At 44.0% G+C, this 19,927-nt stretch carries 21 protein-coding genes; 3 read left to right on the top strand and 18 right to left on the bottom strand.

Annotated features, from left to right (window positions below):
* Positions 1-72: 72 nt before the first annotated feature.
* The 14 genes from MHH86_RS09200 to MHH86_RS09135 form a co-directional block, all read right to left on the bottom strand.
* Positions 73-252 carry a hypothetical protein gene (locus tag MHH86_RS09200; protein WP_076316606.1) on the bottom strand — a complete coding sequence of 60 codons (180 nt, stop codon included), beginning with the start codon at positions 250-252 and terminating at the stop codon, positions 73-75.
* 8 nt (positions 253-260) lie between these two features.
* Positions 261-830 carry a manganese catalase family protein gene (locus MHH86_RS09195; RefSeq protein ID WP_036684067.1) on the bottom strand — a complete coding sequence of 190 codons (570 nt, stop codon included), beginning with the start codon at positions 828-830 and terminating at the stop codon, positions 261-263.
* 50 nt (positions 831-880) lie between these two features.
* Positions 881-1,147, bottom strand: a complete 267-nt coding sequence (locus MHH86_RS09190; protein WP_036684069.1) for a spore coat protein CotJB — start codon at positions 1,145-1,147, stop codon at positions 881-883.
* A 3-nt stretch (positions 1,148-1,150) separates the two neighbouring features.
* Positions 1,151-1,369 carry a spore coat associated protein CotJA gene (locus tag MHH86_RS09185; protein WP_036684070.1) on the bottom strand — a complete coding sequence of 73 codons (219 nt, stop codon included), beginning with the start codon at positions 1,367-1,369 and terminating at the stop codon, positions 1,151-1,153.
* A gap of 207 nt (positions 1,370-1,576) precedes the next feature.
* Positions 1,577-2,602, bottom strand: coding sequence for an AI-2E family transporter (locus tag MHH86_RS09180; protein WP_076100015.1), 1,026 nt, complete (start codon positions 2,600-2,602; stop codon positions 1,577-1,579).
* Between the two features lie 47 nt (positions 2,603-2,649).
* On the bottom strand, positions 2,650-3,144 hold the full coding sequence (locus MHH86_RS09175) for a DedA family protein (RefSeq protein WP_076100017.1): 495 nt from the start codon (positions 3,142-3,144) through the stop codon (positions 2,650-2,652).
* Between the two features lie 7 nt (positions 3,145-3,151).
* Complete coding sequence (gene pssA, locus MHH86_RS09170; RefSeq protein ID WP_036684073.1) at positions 3,152-3,676, bottom strand: CDP-diacylglycerol--serine O-phosphatidyltransferase; 525 nt, start codon at positions 3,674-3,676, stop codon at positions 3,152-3,154.
* 42 nt (positions 3,677-3,718) lie between these two features.
* Entirely contained in the window at positions 3,719-5,473 is a 1,755-nt protein-coding gene (locus tag MHH86_RS09165) for a HAMP domain-containing sensor histidine kinase (RefSeq protein ID WP_076100019.1), read from the bottom strand.
* Positions 5,470-6,150, bottom strand: a complete 681-nt coding sequence (locus MHH86_RS09160) for a response regulator transcription factor (protein WP_076100020.1) — start codon at positions 6,148-6,150, stop codon at positions 5,470-5,472. Before MHH86_RS09160 ends, MHH86_RS09165 begins: the two co-directional genes overlap by 4 nt.
* 164 nt (positions 6,151-6,314) lie before the next feature.
* Positions 6,315-7,673, bottom strand: coding sequence for a hemolysin family protein (locus MHH86_RS09155; protein ID WP_036684171.1), 1,359 nt, complete (start codon positions 7,671-7,673; stop codon positions 6,315-6,317).
* A gap of 20 nt (positions 7,674-7,693) precedes the next feature.
* On the bottom strand, positions 7,694-8,830 hold the full coding sequence (gene yfkAB / locus MHH86_RS09150) for a radical SAM/CxCxxxxC motif protein YfkAB (RefSeq protein WP_036684078.1): 1,137 nt from the start codon (positions 8,828-8,830) through the stop codon (positions 7,694-7,696).
* A 224-nt stretch (positions 8,831-9,054) separates the two neighbouring features.
* Positions 9,055-10,164: an HD-GYP domain-containing protein gene (locus tag MHH86_RS09145; protein ID WP_076100022.1), complete on the bottom strand. Its 1,110-nt coding sequence runs from the start codon at positions 10,162-10,164 to the stop codon at positions 9,055-9,057.
* Between the two features lie 144 nt (positions 10,165-10,308).
* Positions 10,309-11,136, bottom strand: a complete 828-nt coding sequence (locus MHH86_RS09140; RefSeq protein WP_036684081.1) for an undecaprenyl-diphosphate phosphatase — start codon at positions 11,134-11,136, stop codon at positions 10,309-10,311.
* Between the two features lie 74 nt (positions 11,137-11,210).
* The gene (locus MHH86_RS09135; RefSeq protein WP_076100023.1) at positions 11,211-12,650 is read right to left on the bottom strand and encodes a bifunctional UDP-sugar hydrolase/5'-nucleotidase; all 1,440 of its coding nucleotides are present in this window, start codon (positions 12,648-12,650) and stop codon (positions 11,211-11,213) included.
* Positions 12,651-12,787: 137 nt separating this feature from the next.
* On the opposite strand from MHH86_RS09135, the gene MHH86_RS09130 reads away from it, so the two are divergent.
* Together MHH86_RS09130 and MHH86_RS09125 are read left to right on the top strand one after the other, a co-directional pair.
* Positions 12,788-13,501 carry a molybdenum cofactor biosynthesis protein MoaE gene (locus MHH86_RS09130; RefSeq protein ID WP_038569590.1) on the top strand — a complete coding sequence of 238 codons (714 nt, stop codon included), beginning with the start codon at positions 12,788-12,790 and terminating at the stop codon, positions 13,499-13,501.
* Between the two features lie 77 nt (positions 13,502-13,578).
* On the top strand, positions 13,579-14,619 hold the full coding sequence (locus MHH86_RS09125) for an HD-GYP domain-containing protein (protein WP_036684091.1): 1,041 nt from the start codon (positions 13,579-13,581) through the stop codon (positions 14,617-14,619).
* Between the two features lie 37 nt (positions 14,620-14,656).
* On the opposite strand, the gene MHH86_RS09120 is transcribed toward MHH86_RS09125, so the two are convergent.
* The gene (locus tag MHH86_RS09120; RefSeq protein WP_141118606.1) at positions 14,657-14,941 is read right to left on the bottom strand and encodes a hypothetical protein; all 285 of its coding nucleotides are present in this window, start codon (positions 14,939-14,941) and stop codon (positions 14,657-14,659) included.
* Positions 14,942-15,294: 353 nt separating this feature from the next.
* Here MHH86_RS09120 and MHH86_RS09115 point away from each other — a divergent pair, with 353 nt between their 5' ends.
* A complete protein-coding gene (locus tag MHH86_RS09115; RefSeq protein ID WP_052096900.1) occupies positions 15,295-15,543 on the top strand; it encodes a hypothetical protein in 249 nt (82 codons plus the stop codon).
* A gap of 12 nt (positions 15,544-15,555) precedes the next feature.
* On the opposite strand, the gene MHH86_RS09110 is transcribed toward MHH86_RS09115, so the two are convergent.
* From MHH86_RS09110 to MHH86_RS09100, 3 genes are all read right to left on the bottom strand, one after another.
* Entirely contained in the window at positions 15,556-15,894 is a 339-nt protein-coding gene (locus MHH86_RS09110; protein ID WP_076316607.1) for a hypothetical protein, read from the bottom strand.
* A 192-nt stretch (positions 15,895-16,086) separates the two neighbouring features.
* On the bottom strand, positions 16,087-17,925 hold the full coding sequence (locus tag MHH86_RS09105; protein ID WP_036684176.1) for an ABC transporter ATP-binding protein: 1,839 nt from the start codon (positions 17,923-17,925) through the stop codon (positions 16,087-16,089).
* A 26-nt stretch (positions 17,926-17,951) separates the two neighbouring features.
* Entirely contained in the window at positions 17,952-19,712 is a 1,761-nt protein-coding gene (locus tag MHH86_RS09100; RefSeq protein ID WP_036684103.1) for an ABC transporter ATP-binding protein, read from the bottom strand.
* Positions 19,713-19,927 lie beyond the last annotated feature (215 nt).

Below are 19,927 nucleotides of genomic sequence, written 5' to 3'. Positions count from 1 at the left end.
TTTCAAATATTCGATTATATCTGTTTCTTTTTCGCAATCACTTTCACTTTCAATCAAAGCAATGTTGATGGATTAACGTGTCTCATCTCCAATGGCTGCAAGAGCTTTACTGCTTTCACCATTACCATTGAAATGACCAAACAAGGCTTGAAAAATGGCTTTATGCATGGCTGGATTGTTGGCCACTCCATATTTTCTAACATTTAAAGCCGTTCTCTTATAGAAGAGAACGGCTTTAAATGTTTTTTTCACAGAAATCCTTAGAACACCCGCTTCTGATTCCGATCATCAATAATAATCTGCACCGCTTCCTTAAACCGTAATGCATGCACAATCTCCCGCTCCCGCAGGAACTTGAGGCTATCCTGCAGATCCACGTCATCCGTCATGTCAATCAGCCACTGATATGTAGCCCGGGCTTTTTCCTCAGCCGCAATGTCTTCATAAAGGTCTGCCAAAGGGTCTCCCTTAGCTTGAATATAGGCTGCGGTGAATGGAACTCCGCTAGCATCCGTGTAGAACAGGGCATGATCATGCGCTACAAAATGTGGCCCTAATCCCGCTTCCTCTAATTCACATACCGAAGCATCCTTCGTCAGCTTGTAGATCATCGTGGCAATCATCTCAAGGTGAGCGAATTCCTCAGTCGAAATATCGTTCAACACGCCAATAACTTTATCTGGAATCGTGTATCTTTGATTCATATAGCGTAGTGCAGCGGCGAGCTCGCCATCTGCTCCTCCGTATTGCTCACTCAAATAACGCGCCATCCGGACATCACATTTACCCACCCGTACCGGATATTGCAGTTTTTTTTCGTATATCCACATTCGGGAACTTCCCTCCTCTAGAAAAATAGTTCCTTACGGTTATACTCCTCTTACACCTGCCAAGGCCAAGGGGGTTGATTCCATTCCCATGGACATTTAGAATAAGCGCGGCCAAAATTCTGCAGCGGACCATATAACTCCTGAAAATGATTCGCTAGCTTGGTTCGTTCCAGCGTAAGCTGATTAAATTGTTCAATACTTCTCAGATCGTCAGGATGCGTATTTAGATATAAGTTCAACTCCACTAAGGCAAAATCAAGGGTCTGCAACTGTTCAAGCAATTCATAATAACGTTGGTCGCAAGGATTTGCCTCCATAGTCTATTTTCCTCCTCCTTTGCACTTGGATTCATACGGACTAAATAGTGCTGGCCAGAGCGTTCCATACTTCAGAGCCTCCTGCAAACTAAACTGTGGCAAATCGGGTGGCTGAAAGGTGATAAATTGATTGGGTGGAACTACATACGTCTTGAACGGCACCGGTGGGCAAGGATCAAACGGGCCCCTAAAGGGGGTATACCTCCGCAGCTGTGATTCCATCTTTTTTGTACCTCCTTTGTTCCTGTTCCTTCTTTAAAGACTCTGAACATTACTCCCTTAGCTAACTTATGACAGCAGGACACAATATAAAACGTTATTTACAAAAAAAGCCCATTAGCAATTTTTTTGAGCAATGTGCACGACAAATAAGCTGTCTCCGGAAAAGTACCGGAAACAGCTTATAACTTGAGTCTTTTAGTATTCAGCTTAGGGGTTCGCTCTTTTGAACGAATCTTCGTGGGTAATCTCAAGGATATCCAACATAAATACAAAGATAGGAATACCAAGAATAAGTCCCCAGACACCTATATAATGCTCAGAGAACAACAACACGCTAAAGGTGAAGAACATCGGCAAATTCATTTTTGTGGACATCAGCTTAGGATTCAAGAAATAACCTTCGATAAAATGCAACACCGCAATAATCGCCAGCACATAAGTAACTGTTATAAGACCGCCGATGTTGTAACCAATTATTAAAAGCGGAATGAGCGAAATCAAAAAACCAACCACCGGAATGAGACTGAGCAGAAAAATCAAAATCGCCAGGGCAAATAAATACGGGAAGTTAAGCAGCCACAAGCCAATAACAGTAAGACAGGTATTGAACATGGCAATGAGAATTTGCGCTTCTATTACTTTCCCAAAGGAAACGATGAATTTTCGGCTGAAATACTCCAGATCTATATAAAACCAGGCAATCCTGCTCTCTCTCATCCTAGAAGTGAAACTGACGACCCGGTTCTTCTCCAGAATAAACACAAAGCTTAAAATGGTTGATAGAACGAAAGTTGCACCCCAGTTGCTAACCTGCAGCACATAATCGATGCCTCTTTTGATATAGGACTGATAGTTAAGGTCCCTGAGCATATCATACAAATATAATGTAATCTTGTTCTGCGGAAGATCCTCTGATTTGAGATTGGTGAGGAAGATCGCCAATTGCTTAATCTGCTCCAATACTTTAGGAAGATATTTTACAAGGGCCAGTACAATCAATGCGATTAAAGCAAGGTATAGAATGACAATAATCACCTTACTGTTAACCTTCATGAATTTACCAATTCGTTTACTGAGCACAATCTGAAAGCTGTTCATGACAAAAGCAATCAGAAACGTCAGCAACACCAGATTAAGCATCCCACGAACCATGTACAGCAGCAACCCGATAAGTGCGAGAATAAAAAAGCGTCTGGTAGTACTATTCGCGTAGAATCGCTTGAATACATTCATTGATCTTGCTCCATTCAATTGCGATTAATAATGTTAAACTTCAATGGCTATAAAAAGGAAAACTTAGCCCCCACAAAAAAGCCGATAGAAACAAAAAGGAGTGACCAGGTTAGCGCTCCTGCAGTCGTTATAAGTATATATTTTTTGAAAGACATAGCACTGATTCCAGAGATATAGCTCGATACATGCCTCAGACCTGGAATAAAATAAGCAATGAAAATCGCCCAGTTTCCGAACCGCAAAAACCATCTTTTCATACTGGCAAAACGCTTGGGTGTAAGGCCAACCCACTTGCCGAATTTTGCTACCACAGGTTGCCCTAGCCTTAGACCAATAGTATAGCTGATAAGCATTCCTGTGATGGATCCCATGAAACAAACCAATACAGAAAGTGAAAAATCCAAAACCATAACGGAGGATAAATAGCCTACAAACAGCATTAACACCTCATCAGGCACAGGAAGTCCGATAATCCCAAGTGCCATAAGGCCAAATATGGCTAAATATCCGTACTGTGAAATAAACTCTATAATCCAAGGCATGGGTGTATCACTTCCTGTTGAAGGATTTTTTAAGGGACGGAAATGGGATACGGCTAATCATCATTACGGACAGCAATGCCATTAATCCGATGACCAGTCCTGGTTTCATACGTTCATCTAGTAAAGAAATCATCGACAGAATGACTCCAGCAGCAGTAATCGGCATCCCCACGAACCCTTTGGAAGGCGCCGACAGATTAAATCTGGCCAAACGAAGTGCGCCACAGATCAAAAAGAAAACTGCAGCTGCAGGTCCAATCCAGTGGGCATCTTCTAACCTATACAACAAGATAAGGAAGGTAGGCGCTAAACCAAATGATATAATATCCGCCAATGAGTCCAATTGTTTACCGAATTCACTAGTACATTGCAATATTCTTGCCAGTAATCCATCCAGTACATCGCATATTGCCGCGAGCAAAATCATTAATAAAGCTAGGCTATATCGTTCTTGAATCGTAAAATATAAGGACAGTGATCCTAGTCCCAAGTTTCCTAGTGTGCACGTTGAAGGCAACCAGTTCAATTTCATACAATCTCACCCCTTTCATAGCAGTATTTCTGTTGATCCGATTTAACCTACAAAGGTCACAGTAAAGCTGACACCGTTCTCCGTATTTTTCACTGTATAAAGACAAGCGTGCATATCTAGTATTCGCTTCGCAATGGAAAGCCCCAGACCCGTACCGCCTGTCATTCGACTGCGGGATGGCTCCAACCGATAGAACCGCTCCCAGATCTGCTCCAGCTGATCTTCAGGGATTGATTCTCCTATATTTTGAATAGTGAATACAATAGTCTGGGCATGACTCTCAATATTGACGGTGATAGAACTTCTTTCTTCCGCATGCCTGATAGCATTGGTCATAAAATTTAGCATAACTTGTTCGATCCAGTTCACATCCGCATAGACCGGTAATTCATTTGCAGGAATAATGATGACTTCCAAATGTTTTTCACTCAGCAAGTGGACCAGCTTGTCCGTCACCTTTTCCGTCAGTTCACTTAACATAAAGGAAGTTTTCCGAAGTTTAATCGTGCCCGACTCCAACCGCGCTAGATCTAGCATATTTTTAACAAGAAACTCCATTTTATCGGCTTCCTCAATAATTACCTTAATGTAGTGATCCTGCTTGCCGGCGCTAACGCCATCTTCCAAGCCTTCAGCAAAACCTTTGATAATACTGAGTGGTGTCTTCAATTCATGGGAGGCGTTGGCAAAAAAGTCCTGCTGCATGATCTCCATTCTTTGTTTCTGCTCCATATCCTCAACTAGCTGCTGATTGGCCTCTCTTAACTCTCGTAAAGCAGAATCCAGACTTAGTGATAAGGTGAACATGCTGTTAGAAAGGCTGCCTAACTCATCCTTCTGCCGAATCGATGTGTCCCCTGTAAAATCCAGAGAAACCATACGTTTGGCTATGTTATTTAATTTAATTAGCGGACGCGTTACCATTTTCGAGAAAAAGAGAGAAAGCACCAGAATCAGGACAAAACCACCCATTCCCAGATATAAAAAGAACCAACGCAACGCATCGTTCGAATCCTTAACTTCCTGTAATGAAGTGACTGTGAATAGTAATTCAATTTCTCCGTTACTTTGCTTCAGGGGCAGAATAACCACAGAATTGCGACTCCCACTCCAGGGAGCAATCCAGTCTTGCTTCTGTATTTTCAAATTTTTGAAGTCTTCTGCCTGCGCCGGTGTCAAAGGAAACCATTCCTCTAGAGCCTCAAACAGTATTCCCTGGCGTGGATTCCATATTTTCAAATCAGGCAGTACAACTTCGGCAACAGTACCAGATGCATGAATCGTCCCAGTCTCTCCCGTCTCCCCTATTGTTCCGCCCCCTTTTTTTGTAATGCTTATGGGGTAGAGTATAACGGGTGAAGCACTGTCTTCGTCCAAAAGTTCGCCTTCCACGCTCAACTGATCATCTACTTTAATGTTTGCTGCTCTCAGTGAATCTCCGTACTGATTCATGAATAGGGATAAAGAAACAACCATACTCTTCCCGTCATCATCGATTAGCTTTATATGAAATGGATCTTCTGAATTCATCTTTCCATCCAGCTTCAAAATAACCATTTGTGTTTTATTCCGCAGCATAAACCGGACAAGCTCCTGAGAGGTTCGAGTGCTTCCCCATGGCTCACTTATATATCTTGCCGCAAAGCTCTTAAGGTGTTTCTCCACGCGGTGCTCTTTTTGCTTCTGATAGAAATTGTCAAACAACAGCAATTGGCTTAGAATCACCATGCCATAGAAGCAAAGGAAAAAGATAACGGTCATCACAAACAGTTTAAAAGTAATTCCCCGTCTTCTCATGCCTCTTCCTCGAACATGTATCCTGTGCCAATTACCGTACGAATAAAACGTGATTCATAACCCAATTTACTTCGCAGCTTTTTAATATGACTGTCCACAACTCTGGAATCTCCTTCAAATTCAATTCCCCAGATCCGACTGAGGATCGTATCCCTTGAAATGACAATCCCTTTATTTCGTATTAAAAGCCATAAAAGATCATATTCCTTAGGGGTAAGCTCCACTTCCGCATCTTCTACCTCCAACCGATGAGCTAAGGTATTAAACATCGCGGAACCAAATTTTATTATGCCAGATTCAGGCTGATGGGTGCCTTCAACCCGCTTCATGAGTGCATTTGCCCGGGCTACCAGCACCTTTGGACTAAATGGTTTTGTAACATAATCATCGGCTCCTAATTCAAATCCATAGATTTTGTCGTCATCTGTAGACTTGGCGGTTAACAAAATGATGGGTACCGCTGATTTCTCACGAACTTCACGGCACACTTCAAAGCCATTCATAGCAGGCATCATGATATCCAGAATCAGCAGATCCGGCAACAGTGAATCAAACCAAACCAATGCATCTCTTCCATTATCCGCTTCAAGTACTTCCCAATCATTCTGTAAGAAATAATCAGATACCAGTTCACGAATACGAATTTCATCCTCAACGAGAAGAAGTTTCTTTTTCAATCTAGACCCCGCTTTCAAACAATTTATAAACATTAGCATAGACGAGCGTTATGTCCTTTATGTGTCCACAAAAAACTCCCCCTGTCGTGAGCCATAAAGCTCTTACAGGAGGAGTTCATTATATCCCTGATAAACCGGAACAATACGTTACAATCTTTAATAGATTATTCTTTATCCTCGTCCAATTTTGATGAGGTTTCTTCATCCTCAACACGGGGTTCCCGGTGGATATTAATTCTAGTGATACGCAATCTTGTCGATTCCTCGACTTCAAAAATAACATCTTCAACTTTGACACGTTTTCCTTTGGTTGGATTACCCTCCAGCTCCTTAAACAACCAGCCGCCGATGGAATCCACCTCATCATCTTCAATCACAACACCCGTAAGATCGTTGACATCCTCAATCAGCATCCGGCCCTCAACAGAGATATACTCCCCGTTATGTTCCACACTTGGACGCTCATCTTCGAACTCGTCATGCAGATCTCCTACGATTTCTTCCAGAATCTCTTCTGCTGTCAACAAACCTGCTGTGCCGCCATATTCATCGACAACCAACGTTAGCTGCGCCTTATTCTTCTGCATAAAACGAAGAGTATGACTGATCTCCATCGATTCCGGAACGTTAAGGATAGGCCGAACCAGAGTTGTAAGATCATTCTGCTGCTCCGGTGGAGCAAACAACAGGTCGGTAATATGAATAAATCCGATAATACGGTCCTTATCTTCCAGAGCAACCGGATAACGTGAATGTCTCGTTTCGGTAATAATCTTCATATTTTCTTCTAACGAAAGATTGCTGTAAAGCACATCCATATCTGTACGAGGCAGCATGACTTCACGTGCAAGCAGATCTGAGAATTCAAAGATATTATCCATTAGTTTCATCTCATCTTTGTCAATGACGCCACTCTTGGCGCTCTGATTCATCAGAATACGTATTTCCTCTTCCGAGTGTGCTGCTTCACTTTCATTTGCAGGCTCCACACCGACTAACCGAAGTAACGCATTGGCTGAAGCATTCAGCACCCAGATAAAAGGCATGAACACATTATAGAAGAACATCAGGGGTGCAGATAACAACAGTGCCGAACCTTCTGTTCTTTGAATCGCAAGCGATTTAGGAGCAAGCTCCCCAAGTACAATATGTAAAAATGTAATGATCGAAAATCCAATAATCACAGATACAGTAGAAATCAGGGTATGATCGGTGATCCCCATCTGGTACATTAAAGGTTCGACCAACAGCTCAGAAATCGCGGGCTCTCCAACCCAACCTAAGCCCAGCGATGCAAGTGTTATCCCAAACTGAGTGGCGGATAAATAGGAGTCCAGTCTCTTATTTACTTTCAGAGCATATCCAGCCATTTTATTACCTTCACTGACAAGTTGGGTCAGGCGGGACTGCCTGACCTTAACTAATGAAAATTCCGCTGCTACAAAAATACCGTTCAATAATACGAGCACCAGAACCAGCAAAAGATTAAGCAATAATCTCCCTACTTCAAATTCCGTATGCACCACTTAACAACGCCTCATTTCTACAGATTGATCGCTTTTCTAGTTTTGAAGTCAACTTCCGGATAATACATATCCGCCACTAACAGATTAGGTCCGCAGCAGCCTGCTGCATCGCAGTGGCAGTTCACCTTTTGGTTCAGCGGGTGTTTAGTCTGCCAATCGATAAATATATCATCCAGCTTTTGGTTCTCGATGTTGCCAAAGGCTGCGATATCAGCGAAATCTGTAACAAAAACATCGCCCGTAAACATGTTTACGTTCACTCGATTCCGGCCATCCGGATCATTGCGAAGGGTAACATTCTTCTCGGCGCGCATTCTGCTTATCAGCTTCTGGTCTTCTTCCAGGAAGCTGCAAGCAAAAAACGGAAGGGTCCCAAACAGCATCCAAATCTCCGGATCACGGGTATCCAGTAGTTTATGGATTGCCGTCCGCATTTCATTCAAGGACAACACTGGCAACGCCGAAGCAAAGCTGGAGTTGTACATAGGATGTACCTCATGCCGTTTGGCGCCCATATCGAGAATCAACTTATGAATTTCAGGCAGCTTAGTATGTGTACGGTAATTAATCATAGTTTCCGCAGAAATTAGCATACCATCCTCACTTAGCCGTCGAGAATTCTCAATCATTGCATTATATAACCGATATGCACTTTCCTTTGAAACAGCATGCCCGCTGTTGGCAAAACCAACTTCATGAAAATCGTCTCCGTTCACATAATTAAAAGAAATATGCATAACGTCCAAATACGGAAGCAGCTTTTCATATCGAGCATACGGCATCGTCAGATTAGAATTAATTTGCGATCTAATCCCCCGCTCTTTGGCATACTTTAAGAGCGGCACTATGATATTATCCACCGTTCCGGCCAAAAACATAGGCTCTCCGCCAGTAATACTAATAGTCTCCAGATGCTCTACTTCATCTAAACGGTCCAACATATTTTTAAGCGGCAGCATATCCCCTTCTCTAGAGGTTAAACTATCACCTACCGCACAGTGTTCACACCGCATATTACATAAATTGGTTACTGTAAATTCCACACTCGTTAGCACATGGCGTCCATGCTTGCGTAAAGAAGTAATGGGATCCCATGGATCGTAGCTTGGCGACAGCTCCTTCGGTGAAGATGTTAATGGTCTTAAAACATTCATTTGTACTAGCTCCTTTAAATCTTATTCCTATTATTAACCCATAATCATGAAGATTGAACGGTGTCTTATCCTATATCATACCACGTTAGTCAGAAAAACTGCACTTCGGATGTCTTTCGGACTGTCCTCACAAGCTTTCTCACTGTAAAAAATAATAGCAGCGAGACGAAGAATAGGCTTCCGCGAGTTATGCGGACAAGCCTATTCTTCTCTCTTCGCTGCTATTATAAATATTTTGGCGTTCCCACAGAATCGCCTTGATCTGCGACGTCAACGATAACAACGGAGAGGGCTTTTCCTAGATCCCTTTCGAACGGTACGACTTTCTCTCCTTCAGGCCCTGTAAGCACACGTACGATCGGTCTGTGAGGCGTACTTGGATCTATTTTGACAACAACTCCACTTTCACCCGTACTGAGCTTCACCGTAAGACCAAGTGGATAGATAGCCACACGATCTCTAAATAACTCTAGCTGCTTCTGCTCATACAATGTACCGGAACCTACATAAAGCGCCTCAACGGCTTGATGTGGCAGCATAGCCTTTTTGTAGACCCGGTTGGAGGTCATAGCATCGTAGGAATCAGCCACGCCCAACCATTTGGCATATTCATGAATTTGAGGTCCTTTTAATCCCCGCGGATATCCGGATCCGTCAATGCGTTCATGATGCTGAAGCGCACAATGAGCCGCGAGCAGCGGGATATTCGGTTCTTCCTTGAGAATCTGATACCCGATCTCGGTGTGTGCCTGCATATGGCGAAATTCATCTTCACTGAGCTTGCCGGGTTTTTGAATGATTTTTATCGGGACTTGGGTCTTGCCAATATCATGCAGCAGCGCACCCAGACCAATCACTCGAAGCTCCTCTTTGCTGTACCCATGCGCAATGCCAAGCACCAAAGTGTACAAGCAGACGTTCAGGGAATGGACGTACAAGTAGTTATCAGCAGTGTGCATATCAAGCAGCATTATCATCGGATCTTCTTGTAAAGACAAATCATCCAGGATGCTATCCATGATTTTTGAGAATTTTTTATCCAGATGGTAGAATCCCTTACTTATTCCTGAAGCGCCTGTCATTTGCTGAAACTGATTACGAATCACCTTCAGTGCCTGATTGCGCGTCTCATCTTGAAGCATACCTATAATTTCAACATCGTCCGTGACAGAGTCCTCTATGTAAATATAACCGATGTCAATTCTTGCAAGCCTCTTGATCAACGCATCAGTAAGCTCCACCCCATCCGCGAGGAGAGTTAGACCTTCATCATTATATATTTTTTTACCTAATTTCATGCCTGCTTGAAGCTGATTCACGGATACTAAACGCACTTAGCTCACTCCTGCCTTTAACGGTAAAATGCTATTCTGTTTTGAAATCCTTGGGTCACACGCTTTGTCTATACCGTTTATGTAGAGATCAGACAGGTGCACCATGAAGAACATCGGGTGTGTCTAGGTCTTTGCCTATGGGCATTAACGCATAATAAACAACCAGAATATAGCAGCAAGAATAAATCTGTAGATCGCGAAATGCGTCAATCTAATCTTTTGAATCAATTTCATAAACAAAATGACCACTACATAAGCCACTACAAAAGAAATCAGAAATCCAATTACAAAATAGCCAATCGTCTCACTAGTGAAGTTCTTATAAGAATCCAACAGTTCATATCCGGAAGCCGCACACATAATAGGAATGGCTATAAGGAAGGAGAAATCCGCAGAAGCTTTATAACTAACTCCACTTAACATCCCTCCGGAGATCGTAGATCCCGAACGGGAAAATCCTGGCCAAAGCACTGAAATAATCTGATACATCCCGATAGCCAGCGCCTGTCCGTAGGAAAGATCGTCTAGCTCATGCGCTGTAACTCTAATTTTGCGTCTATTTACCCATTCTGCGATAATCATTAGAATCCCTCCGGCGACAAGCGCCCAAAGAACAGTCGTGGCCCCAAAGAGACTTTTTATAAAATCGCGGGCAAAAAATGCCACAGCTAGTGCTGGGGCAATCCCAAGTATTACATGGATTAAGTTCAAACGAGACGCCGGCATCACACCGCCTCTTCCTGAGTTCTTACGCCCAATGCCCAGCAAATTAAGCACACGCTCGCGGTAAACAAGCGCAATCGCCAATATTGCCCCTAGCTGAATAACGATTTCATAAGTCTTCATAATCGAATCCTGCTCATCAAAGCCCAGAAGCTTCGAGGTCAAAATCATGTGTCCTGTAGAAGAAACAGGAATAAATTCAGTGATCCCTTCGACAATTGCTAAAATAATAGCTGTAATCGTGTCCATAATTTCCTCCTATTTTTTTGGGAATCTAGCACTGTCTAAATGGAATCAAAAAGTAAATCTTGTAAGCTGCAGGTTTACTCAGACTTGATCTGCCAGCGAGTGAGCATGCATTCATCAAGACTGTCCGGGCGCTGCAATTCCATCCCAAGCAGGTCGCGTAAAAAATGAGGCAGCAAAAATAAAGGATCCTTCCCATTGGCGATCGTCTCATAGCCTGCACGGAAAGTAAACATGTCCAGCGTACCAACATTATACTCTTTATCATCCTCCAGCGGATTTCCTTCGACAAAAACTGCAATATTGTTATCATACGGTATCTGCTGCGGATCGTACAAGATTTTTATCCCATCTACTGCTAAGCTGCCCAGATAATTCCCGCGAAAGCCATACCCAAAAATCACCTTATTATAAAATTCTTCCGTAAGACTCTGCTCCAAAGCTATGCGAATATCTAGGCCTTTCAGCTTGATTACGCAGGTATTAATGGGAGAAGGACATAGGGCGTGCAGCATTCCCGTTGTAACCTCCCCTTCAGGCAAAGGTCCTAGAAGCTGACCTGTGTTAACTATCGACAAACTGGCGCCTGTAAATCTACGTACAGCTTGGGCTAAAAGATTGCCAAAAGGGGATTCTCCCTGCAAATTCAAAGGAAGCTCACGATCTGTGATCGCAACGGTCTGCTGAAGAGCCTCACGACCACGCTCCAAATGAATAGTAGCGGCAGGACCTACAACCTCTTCCTTCAGTTCTGGGTCAATCGGAATACATTCACCTACCACCAGACTGAATCCAGTTTGTCCCTCTCTCCGCTCAAATTGAAGCCGCCCGAGGTAACGCCCGAATTTCCCCGCTCCACATACAGCTGTTCCGTTAATCATGAGCGGCTCTTCCAGCATATGATGCGTATGTCCACCAAGAATAGCATGCACACCTTCCAGCCGCTCTGCCAGAATTCGATCTGCGGGAAGCCCCAAATGAGAAAGGATGATTAGAATATCCACCTGGGGAGCTAAAAGAAGGCATTGTTCCCGAAGGGTTGTCTCGGGATCCAGGGCATCCCAGCCCAGCAAGGAATAGAACGAACTAAATGCTGCTGTCGCTCCAGTTATTCCTATTCTGATTCCATCCTTCTCCAAGATGGCATGACGCTTCATCCAGTGGGGAGGTTCCCCTGTTGCAGTCTCCACAAAATTACAGCATACCACTGGGCACTGTAACCCGGAGAAAATAGAGGATAACATCTCCTGTGAGAATGTTAACCCCTCATTATTACCGATGGTTACAGCATCATATCCTGTTAAGTTAAGTACATCGATGTTAGCCTGACCCATAGTTCCTTCTGTCTCGACGGCTGCACGATCCATATGATCGCCAATATCCAGCAACAGCACAGGCTCTTCCCCCGCTGCAGCTCTTTGTCTCCCGATTTCTGCTGCCAATGGACTCACCATTTCGAAATGGCTATGTATATCATTGGTATGAAGTATGGTCAGTCTTTGCGGCACATGCCCCATTAGCAACATTCCTCCTACCTGTTGAGCCGCTCTTAAATGAAGCAGCCGATGCATGATCTTATAGAGCCTAGCATAACATTTTCAGGCTCATTATGGTATATTGTAGACATTACAACATATTTCAGAGGTGAATAAGTATGCATATCACAATCCGTCTGTTCGCGGGTTTGGCTGAGATTATCGGCTCATCTTCTCTGACCTTTCATGCGACAGAGAATCCCTTAACCGCTGGGAAGTTAAAAGAACTCCTTTCAACCTCTTATCCGGATGCAGCATCCCTAATTGGAACTTCTTTGGTCGCCATTGACCGGGAATATGCACCTGATGAAGCCCTCATCACCGAGTCTGCCGAAGTTGCATTAATCCCTCCCGTTTCCGGTGGAGAGAATGGTTCTTTATATGAGAGCACTTCTGACGGCCTCTATAGCATAACGGATCTGCCTTTAAATGCTGAGAAGCTTCTGGATGCCGTCCTCGACGCCAATCATGGAGCATCCCTGTTATTTGTAGGAACTACACGCGAAATGACCGGAGAACAACGTACAACAGCATTAGACTATGAAGCCTATATTCCTATGGCCTTAAGCAAGCTGAAAGAAATTGGTGACGAGGTGCAGAATCGCTGGAATGCACGCTGCGCGATTTCCCACCGCATTGGGCTTGTAGGCCTGAAGGAAGCAAGCGTTATCATTGCCGTCTCTACCCCTCATCGCGATACCTGTTACGAGGCTAGTCGTCTGGCCATTGAACTGCTGAAACAGACCGTCCCTATCTGGAAAAAAGACATCAATGAATCAGGCCAGCACTGGGTAGGCTCTGAACAAAAGGCTGCCGATTCCCTCCACAATTAATCTTCACTCCTTTTTCATTGAAAAATCTGCACTTTGTTGATATTCTGGATAAAATCGGATAAAAGGTGGCATAGGCATTGAGAGTACACGTCTCGGATCTAAAACCTGGTAATCACCTCAACTCAGACGCTTATAGTTCAAGAGGTCTGCATGTATTACCAAAGGGATCGCTGCTCCAGATAGATGATATCGCCAAGCTGATGCAGCATGGAGTTGATTATGTTGATATCCAGACGTTAGTGGAAGAACCTGCCCCATTAAGCAGACCTTCAATTATTCAGACGGTGACCACTAGTTTTGATACCATGATTGACGGCTTTGAGAATCTTTATATGGAAGCACTATTAAAAGGAAGCTTTAACCAATCCGTGGTTAACGACATTCTTCAGCCTTCGCTTCAATCGTTGGACAAGCAAAAGGATGTAGTCTCCCTGCTGCTTCTGCTCGATCGCGAAGATAATTATACCTACAATCACTCTTTGCAGGTAGGTATGCTCTCTTATTATATTGCAATCTGGCTTGGGTATTCCAAACAAGAATGCTATGAGATTGGACGAGCTGGATATTTAATTGATATTGGAAAATGTAGAATCTCACCTGCACTATTAAATAAGCCTGGGAAATTAACCGCGGAAGAATTCGAAGAAGTTAAACTACATACTAAGTACGGCTACGAAATTATCCGCAATTCTATGGATGACTCACATACAGCCTTGGCAGCCTTGCAGCATCATGAACGTGAGGACGGCTCTGGCTATCCTAATAAGCTAACCAAATCCGATATTCATCCTTATGCGCAAATTGCTGCTGTAGCTGACATCTATAGTGCGATGACTTCTAAACGCGTCTATCAGTCCAAGCAAGAGCTTATTTCTGTCCTACGTGAACTAAATGACCTCAGCTTTGGTAAGCTGAACGGTAGAACGGTTCAAGCCTTTATACAGCATTTAATGCCTAACTTTATCGGCAAGCGAGTATTACTGAACACGGGGGATACAGGTGTGATTATCATGAACAACCCGGTTGATATTTTCCGTCCGCTGGTAAAGATCGATGGATTATTTGTCGATCTAGCCCGCGAACGTAACGTTACGATTGTGGAAATCTACATGGACTAGGGCGTTTCTTGAGGTCCTGCGTTGCTTAGCAAAAGGTTCAGAGCTGCTGTTTGTACACTAAATCCCCCGGTTTGACTACGGGGGATTTTTTTGTTGTACTTTGTGCAACAAAATTCATGTCTACCAGGCTGACTTCTGATTTTGTTGTACTTTGTGCAACAGTATCCACGTCTAACGAGCTGAATTGTGATTTAGTTGTACTTTGTGCAACAGTATCCACGTCTAACGAGCTGAATTGTGATTTAGTTGTACTTTGTGCAACAAAATTCATGTCTAGCGAGCCGATTTCTGATTTAGTTGTACTTTGTGCAACTAAATCCACGTCTAGCGAGCCGATTTCTGATTTAGTTGTACTTTGTGCAACTAGAATTAAGGAAAATGCCCTTAATAAGCACATTTCTCGAAAATAGCTGCACAAAGTGCAATTAACAGTATTTTTATAACGAGAATGGCGGTTACTATTGTACAAACTGCAACTAAACGATTCGTTTCCTGATTACTCCTAAACTTCCCTCGATTTTCACCTCTACTTGTTTCCTTCTGACTTCGAAGATAGTTCCTCCTACCCTCAACATAGTAAGGCCCCTCAATTTAATTATCTGACGTAACGTTTGAATTTCTCTTCTCATGGCGAAACTAATATGTGGTTTTAAATTGCTGTAGGAGGAAAAAAGCATGCTTCCTGTCCATGAACGCCTTGCCGAGTTGTTCACCCTGAGCCGTAGACGGCAGCTTACTGCTGCTGAGGAAACGGAACAACAGCAGTGCCTGCAAATAAACGCTACCTACTGCTATGAGATGGCCCGATTGCAAAATGAAATCCAATTAGCGGAACAGACAGCTGATCTACAATGGCATCAAGATATTTGTGCACAAATGTTTGAGCTGCGTGTGACGGGCAGGGTATCCAAACGTCCTAAGTAACTGAATAGAAATCTAACCCTGCTGTATTATGTTCTGCTGTTTTGCCGTTCTGCTGTTCTGCCATTTGCCGTTCTGCCGTTCTTCCATTCTGACATTCTGCCGTTCTGCCGTTCTTCCAATCTTCCATTCTGCCGTTCTGCCGTTCTTCCAATCTTCCATTCTGCCGTTCTTCCGTGCTTCCGTGCTTCCGTGCTTCCGTGCTTCCGTTCTTCCGTTCTTCCATTCTGCCGTTCTTCCGTTCTTCCGTTCTTCCGTTCTGCCGTTCTTCCATTCTGCCGTTCTGCCGTTCCCCTGTTCTGCTGTTCTGCTGTTCTGCTGTTCTGCTGTTCTGCTGTTCTGCTGTTCTTCCATTCTGCCGTTCTTCCTTTGCCTTGTCCCGTAATACCTATATGCCATATTCCACTCTACTCTGGTCTGCCTGTTCTAACCCCGGACCCATTAATCTCTACATTCTATATCCCTATAAAAAACAGCCCACACCGCAGTTGCCTAAGCAACGGGAATGAGCTGTTGTTCTGTTCTGTTCTGTTCCGTTCTGTCGGTCTATAGGAAGCGGAATTGCGCTTCGATCAGACCGTTGTATACCCCATCACGGGATGTCAACTCATGATGGTTTCCTTCTTCTTTTATCTCTCCGTGATCGAGGACGACTATTTTATCCGCATGGCGGATGGTAGAAAGTCTGTGCGCTACGATAAAGGAGGTTCGGCCTTGAAGCAGGATTTTGAGTGCCTCCTGGATCTTCAGCTCTGTCTCCGTATCAATGCTGGCAGTTGCCTCATCCAGGATTAGAATACGCGGATTTGCCAAGAGCGCCCGGGCGAAGGAGAGAAGCTGACGTTGTCCCATCGACAACGCGCTGCCGCGCTCTTCCACCTCTGTCTCATACCCACCGGGCAGCTTCATGATGAAGTCGTGGGCATCCACGGCTTTTGCAGCATTTTCCACTTCTTCATCTGTAGCCTCCAGACGGCCAAAACGGATATTATCCCGAATCGTTCCCGAGAAAATAAAGGTATCTTGCAGCACGATTCCGATCTGCCTTCGCAGGCTGTCTAACGTAACCCCGCGGATATCTTCACCGTCTATCGTGATTCGGCCGCTTTTGATATCATAAAACCGGCCAATCAGGTTAATGATCGTACTTTTACCAGAACCTGTATGACCTACGAGCGCGATCGACTGTCCTGCTTTTACATCCAGATCAATACCTTTTAATGCAGCCCGGCCTTTTTCATATTCAAAAATGACCTTCTCAAAGTTAATATCCCCACGAATCGTTCCCATTGGCTTAGCACCAGGATTATCTTGAACCGCAGGTTGCTCATCCAAATATTCAAAGATCCGTTCCGAGGAAGCCATTGCCACAAGCAGCTGATTGTACATCTGCCCAAGGCGATTAATCGGGTCCCAGAAGTTGCTGACATAAGAACTGAATGCTACCAGCATACCTACTGTGAGTTCTCCAGATTGGATCAGATAAGCCCCCAGCCAAAAGAGGATCATTGTCCCAAAACCACCTGTGACCTCAATAATCGGACCGAACGCCTGGTTCATCGCAGAGGCTTTGTTCCAGGATTTTTTGCTGTCGGTATTCATAACATCGAAATAATTCATATTTTCTTGTTCTTGGGTGTAGGCTTGTGTGACTCTGATTCCCTGAATCGATTCATTTAAATGAGAATTAATTCTGGAGTTCTTCATCCGCACATCCTGCCAAGCGATCCGAATCTTTTGGCGCAGCTTAGTTGAAACAAAGAACATAATCGGAACCGTAACCATTACTGCAAGACCTAGCTTCCAGTTGATCACTAGCAGAATAATGGTAATCCCCATAAGCTGCACGCAGTCGATCATCAGATTGACAACCCCGTTTGTGAACAAATCCTGCAAAGAGTTGATATCATTGGTTACCCGCACTAATACCGAACCTGCCGGACGTTTATCAAAGAAGTTAAAGGAGAGCTTCTGAATATGCTTGAACAAATCTGAGCGCAAATCATAAATCACTCTTTGGCCGATGATGTTCGTGTATTTAATCCGGTATACTCCCGCAATCCATTGAATCAGATATAAGACGATTACCCCTGCTGTAAGCGAATATAGCAGAGATAAGCTGGGATTCCCCACCTTTGGTGCAATCGCACGGTCAATAGCTAAACTTGTTAGGAACGGGACGGTCAACTTCGTGATAGTTCCCAGAATCATCATGATGGACACCAATGGAAGCATCTGCTTTGCATAAGGCTTCATGTACCCGAACAGTCTGGTGAATTGCTTCCAGTCAAAAGCCTTATCGATGACATCATCATCTTTATATACAAAACGTTCATCCAGCTCTTGCTGCTCGGCTGCTTTATTTTTTGCTCCCGTAGCGGTCATTGGTTTGGCTTCAAGTTTCATATGCCTCACTCCTCCCCTCTTCCGGTCGCTCTGGCCAGATAATCAGCATACTGTATCCGGTATACATCCTGATAAGGACCCGGCACTTCAATTAGCTCTTTATGGGTACCACGCTGCTGTACATGACCTTCGTTCATGACGATAATCTGATCCGCATGGCGCAAGGAGGAGATCCGATGGGCAATAATAAGTGTAGTGCGCCCCTTCATGACCTCTTGGAATCCGGCTTGAATCTCGTGCTCCGTCTCCATATCGACAGCGCTGGTCGCATCATCGAGGATAAGAATCCGCGGATTCTTAAGCAGGGCTCTAGCGATGGCAATCCGTTGCTTTTGTCCACCGGAAAGACCCATTCCGCGCTCACCCACCACAGTGTCATAACCATCTTCCATCTCCATGATGAAATCATGGGCTTTGGCAAGTTGTGCAGCTCGGATAATTTCTTCCATGCTTACATTTTTCAACCCATAGGAGATGTTGTTGCGAATTGAGGAGGAGAACAGGAAGGTCTCCTGAAAGACCGTCGCGATCTGTGAACGCAAGCTGCGAACATTGTATTCTCTGATGTCCATCCCATCCAGTGTGATGCTGCCTTCATTAACGTCATAAGCACGCATCATCAGCTGTGTAATGGTCGATTTACCAGAGCCCGTTCCTCCAAGGAACCCTATAACCGCACCAGATTTAGCCTCAAAATCAATGTCTGTAACCGCAGGCATTTTGTTTCCATAAGCAAATGTGACGTGATTAAACGCTACATCTCCCTTAACCTCAGAAGGTACCAGTTCACGGGCGTTCTCTTTATCCTTCACATCAATATTCTGATTAAGTACTTCCAATACACGTTCTCCCGATGCTTTGGACTGTGTATAGTTATTAATATGGAATCCAAGACCCCAAATCGGTCCAATGATGTACCAAATTAAGCTGAAAAAAGCAACCAGTTCGCCCAGTGACATTTTCCCCTTAATAACTAACGTTCCACCTACTCCAAGCAGAATAGCTGCACTGATCGATGCTAAAAACTCCATCGCTGGAAAAAACTTACTCCAGAGCTCAGCAGCAAAAATCTGGTTATTCTTATAACGTTCGTTACGGTGCGAGAATTTCTCTACTTCATGAGCCTCTCTCGCAAACGATTTGACGGTGCGCACACCCGTGATATTCTCCTGTACAGCCGTAGTCAGAGAACTGAGCGCAAGGCGCATCTCTTGAAAGGCCGGGTGAATCTTAGACTCAAATTTTAGCGCAATAAACGCCAGGATTGGCATCGTAATCAAAGTTACTAGAGTAAGCTGCCAATTGAGTGAGAACATCATAATCGAACCAAAAATGACCATAAAAAAGACATTAAGCAACTGAGCAAAACCGAAACCGATAAAGTTACGAATCGCTTCCAAATCTCCGGTTAGTCGGGACATCAAATCCCCAGTTTTCGCGGTATCATAATAACGGAAAGATAGGAATTGCAGCTTCTCATAACAAGCATTACGCAGCCGGTATGCAAGAAAGTTACCTAGCCGTCCTCCAAAAAAACCATGTGCAAACTGCAGGCATGCTTTTACTATTACTACAGCTAACACGCTCAATGCGAGCACTGGCACCTCTGTAAACTTAAGTGGCACAATAACATCATCGATCAGCTTTCTTAACAAATTGGGGGTAATCAGCCCCACTGCAGTTGCAGCGGCCAAACATATAATCGAAAGAATCAGAAAATGCAGCTTCTCTCGATAATAACCGCGCAGTTGCCTGAGAACATCCATATCTCTCCTCCTTAAGGCTTACCTAGTAAGCGTTTTTTTGTATAAAGCAAATGTTACATCGTAAGCTAGCTTTTTTTAGCGCTTACAATTTAGTGACTTTATGCAGTGTATCATCCATAATTTAATGCGGCAAAGGGGAGAATTGCGCGTTTTTGCGGTTATTTCGGAAAAAAGCAGCATCTACATGATATAAAGGACCCTCGTTATCTTAAAAT

It is taken from the genome of Paenibacillus sp. FSL F4-0097 (genome assembly GCF_038593125.1).
Taxonomy (GTDB): Bacteria; Bacillota; Bacilli; order Paenibacillales; family Paenibacillaceae; genus Paenibacillus_AQ; species Paenibacillus_AQ odorifer.
The sequence above is the reverse complement of the archived record's forward strand: the minus strand, read 5'-3'. Positions and strand labels throughout refer to the sequence as shown.

Bases quoted from the DNA above. Each gene is read 5' to 3' on its own strand.
- MHH86_RS09185 (WP_036684070.1), bottom strand. From the start codon at position 1,369: ATGGAATCACAGCTGCGGAGGTATACCCCCTTTAGGGGCCCGTTTGAT.
- yfkAB (WP_036684078.1), bottom strand. From the start codon at position 8,830: ATGAATGTTTTAAGACCATTAACATCTTCACCGAAGGAGCTGTCGCCA.
- MHH86_RS09100 (WP_036684103.1), bottom strand. From the start codon at position 19,712: ATGGATGTTCTCAGGCAACTGCGCGGTTATTATCGAGAGAAGCTGCAT.
- MHH86_RS09165 (WP_076100019.1), bottom strand. From the start codon at position 5,473: ATGAGAAGACGGGGAATTACTTTTAAACTGTTTGTGATGACCGTTATC.
- pssA (WP_036684073.1), bottom strand. From the start codon at position 3,676: ATGAAATTGAACTGGTTGCCTTCAACGTGCACACTAGGAAACTTGGGA.
- MHH86_RS09175 (WP_076100017.1), bottom strand. From the start codon at position 3,144: ATGCCTTGGATTATAGAGTTTATTTCACAGTACGGATATTTAGCCATA.
- MHH86_RS09195 (WP_036684067.1), bottom strand. From the start codon at position 830: ATGTGGATATACGAAAAAAAACTGCAATATCCGGTACGGGTGGGTAAA.
- MHH86_RS09140 (WP_036684081.1), bottom strand. From the start codon at position 11,136: ATGGACACGATTACAGCTATTATTTTAGCAATTGTCGAAGGGATCACT.
- MHH86_RS09110 (WP_076316607.1), bottom strand. From the start codon at position 15,894: ATGGAAGAACAGCAGAACAGCAGAACAGCAGAACAGCAGAACAGCAGA.
- MHH86_RS09105 (WP_036684176.1), bottom strand. From the start codon at position 17,925: ATGACCGCTACGGGAGCAAAAAATAAAGCAGCCGAGCAGCAAGAGCTG.
- MHH86_RS09130 (WP_038569590.1), top strand. From the start codon at position 12,788: ATGCATATCACAATCCGTCTGTTCGCGGGTTTGGCTGAGATTATCGGC.
- MHH86_RS09115 (WP_052096900.1), top strand. From the start codon at position 15,295: ATGCTTCCTGTCCATGAACGCCTTGCCGAGTTGTTCACCCTGAGCCGT.
- MHH86_RS09190 (WP_036684069.1), bottom strand. From the start codon at position 1,147: ATGGAGGCAAATCCTTGCGACCAACGTTATTATGAATTGCTTGAACAG.
- MHH86_RS09135 (WP_076100023.1), bottom strand. From the start codon at position 12,650: ATGGGGCATGTGCCGCAAAGACTGACCATACTTCATACCAATGATATA.
- MHH86_RS09180 (WP_076100015.1), bottom strand. From the start codon at position 2,602: ATGAATGTATTCAAGCGATTCTACGCGAATAGTACTACCAGACGCTTT.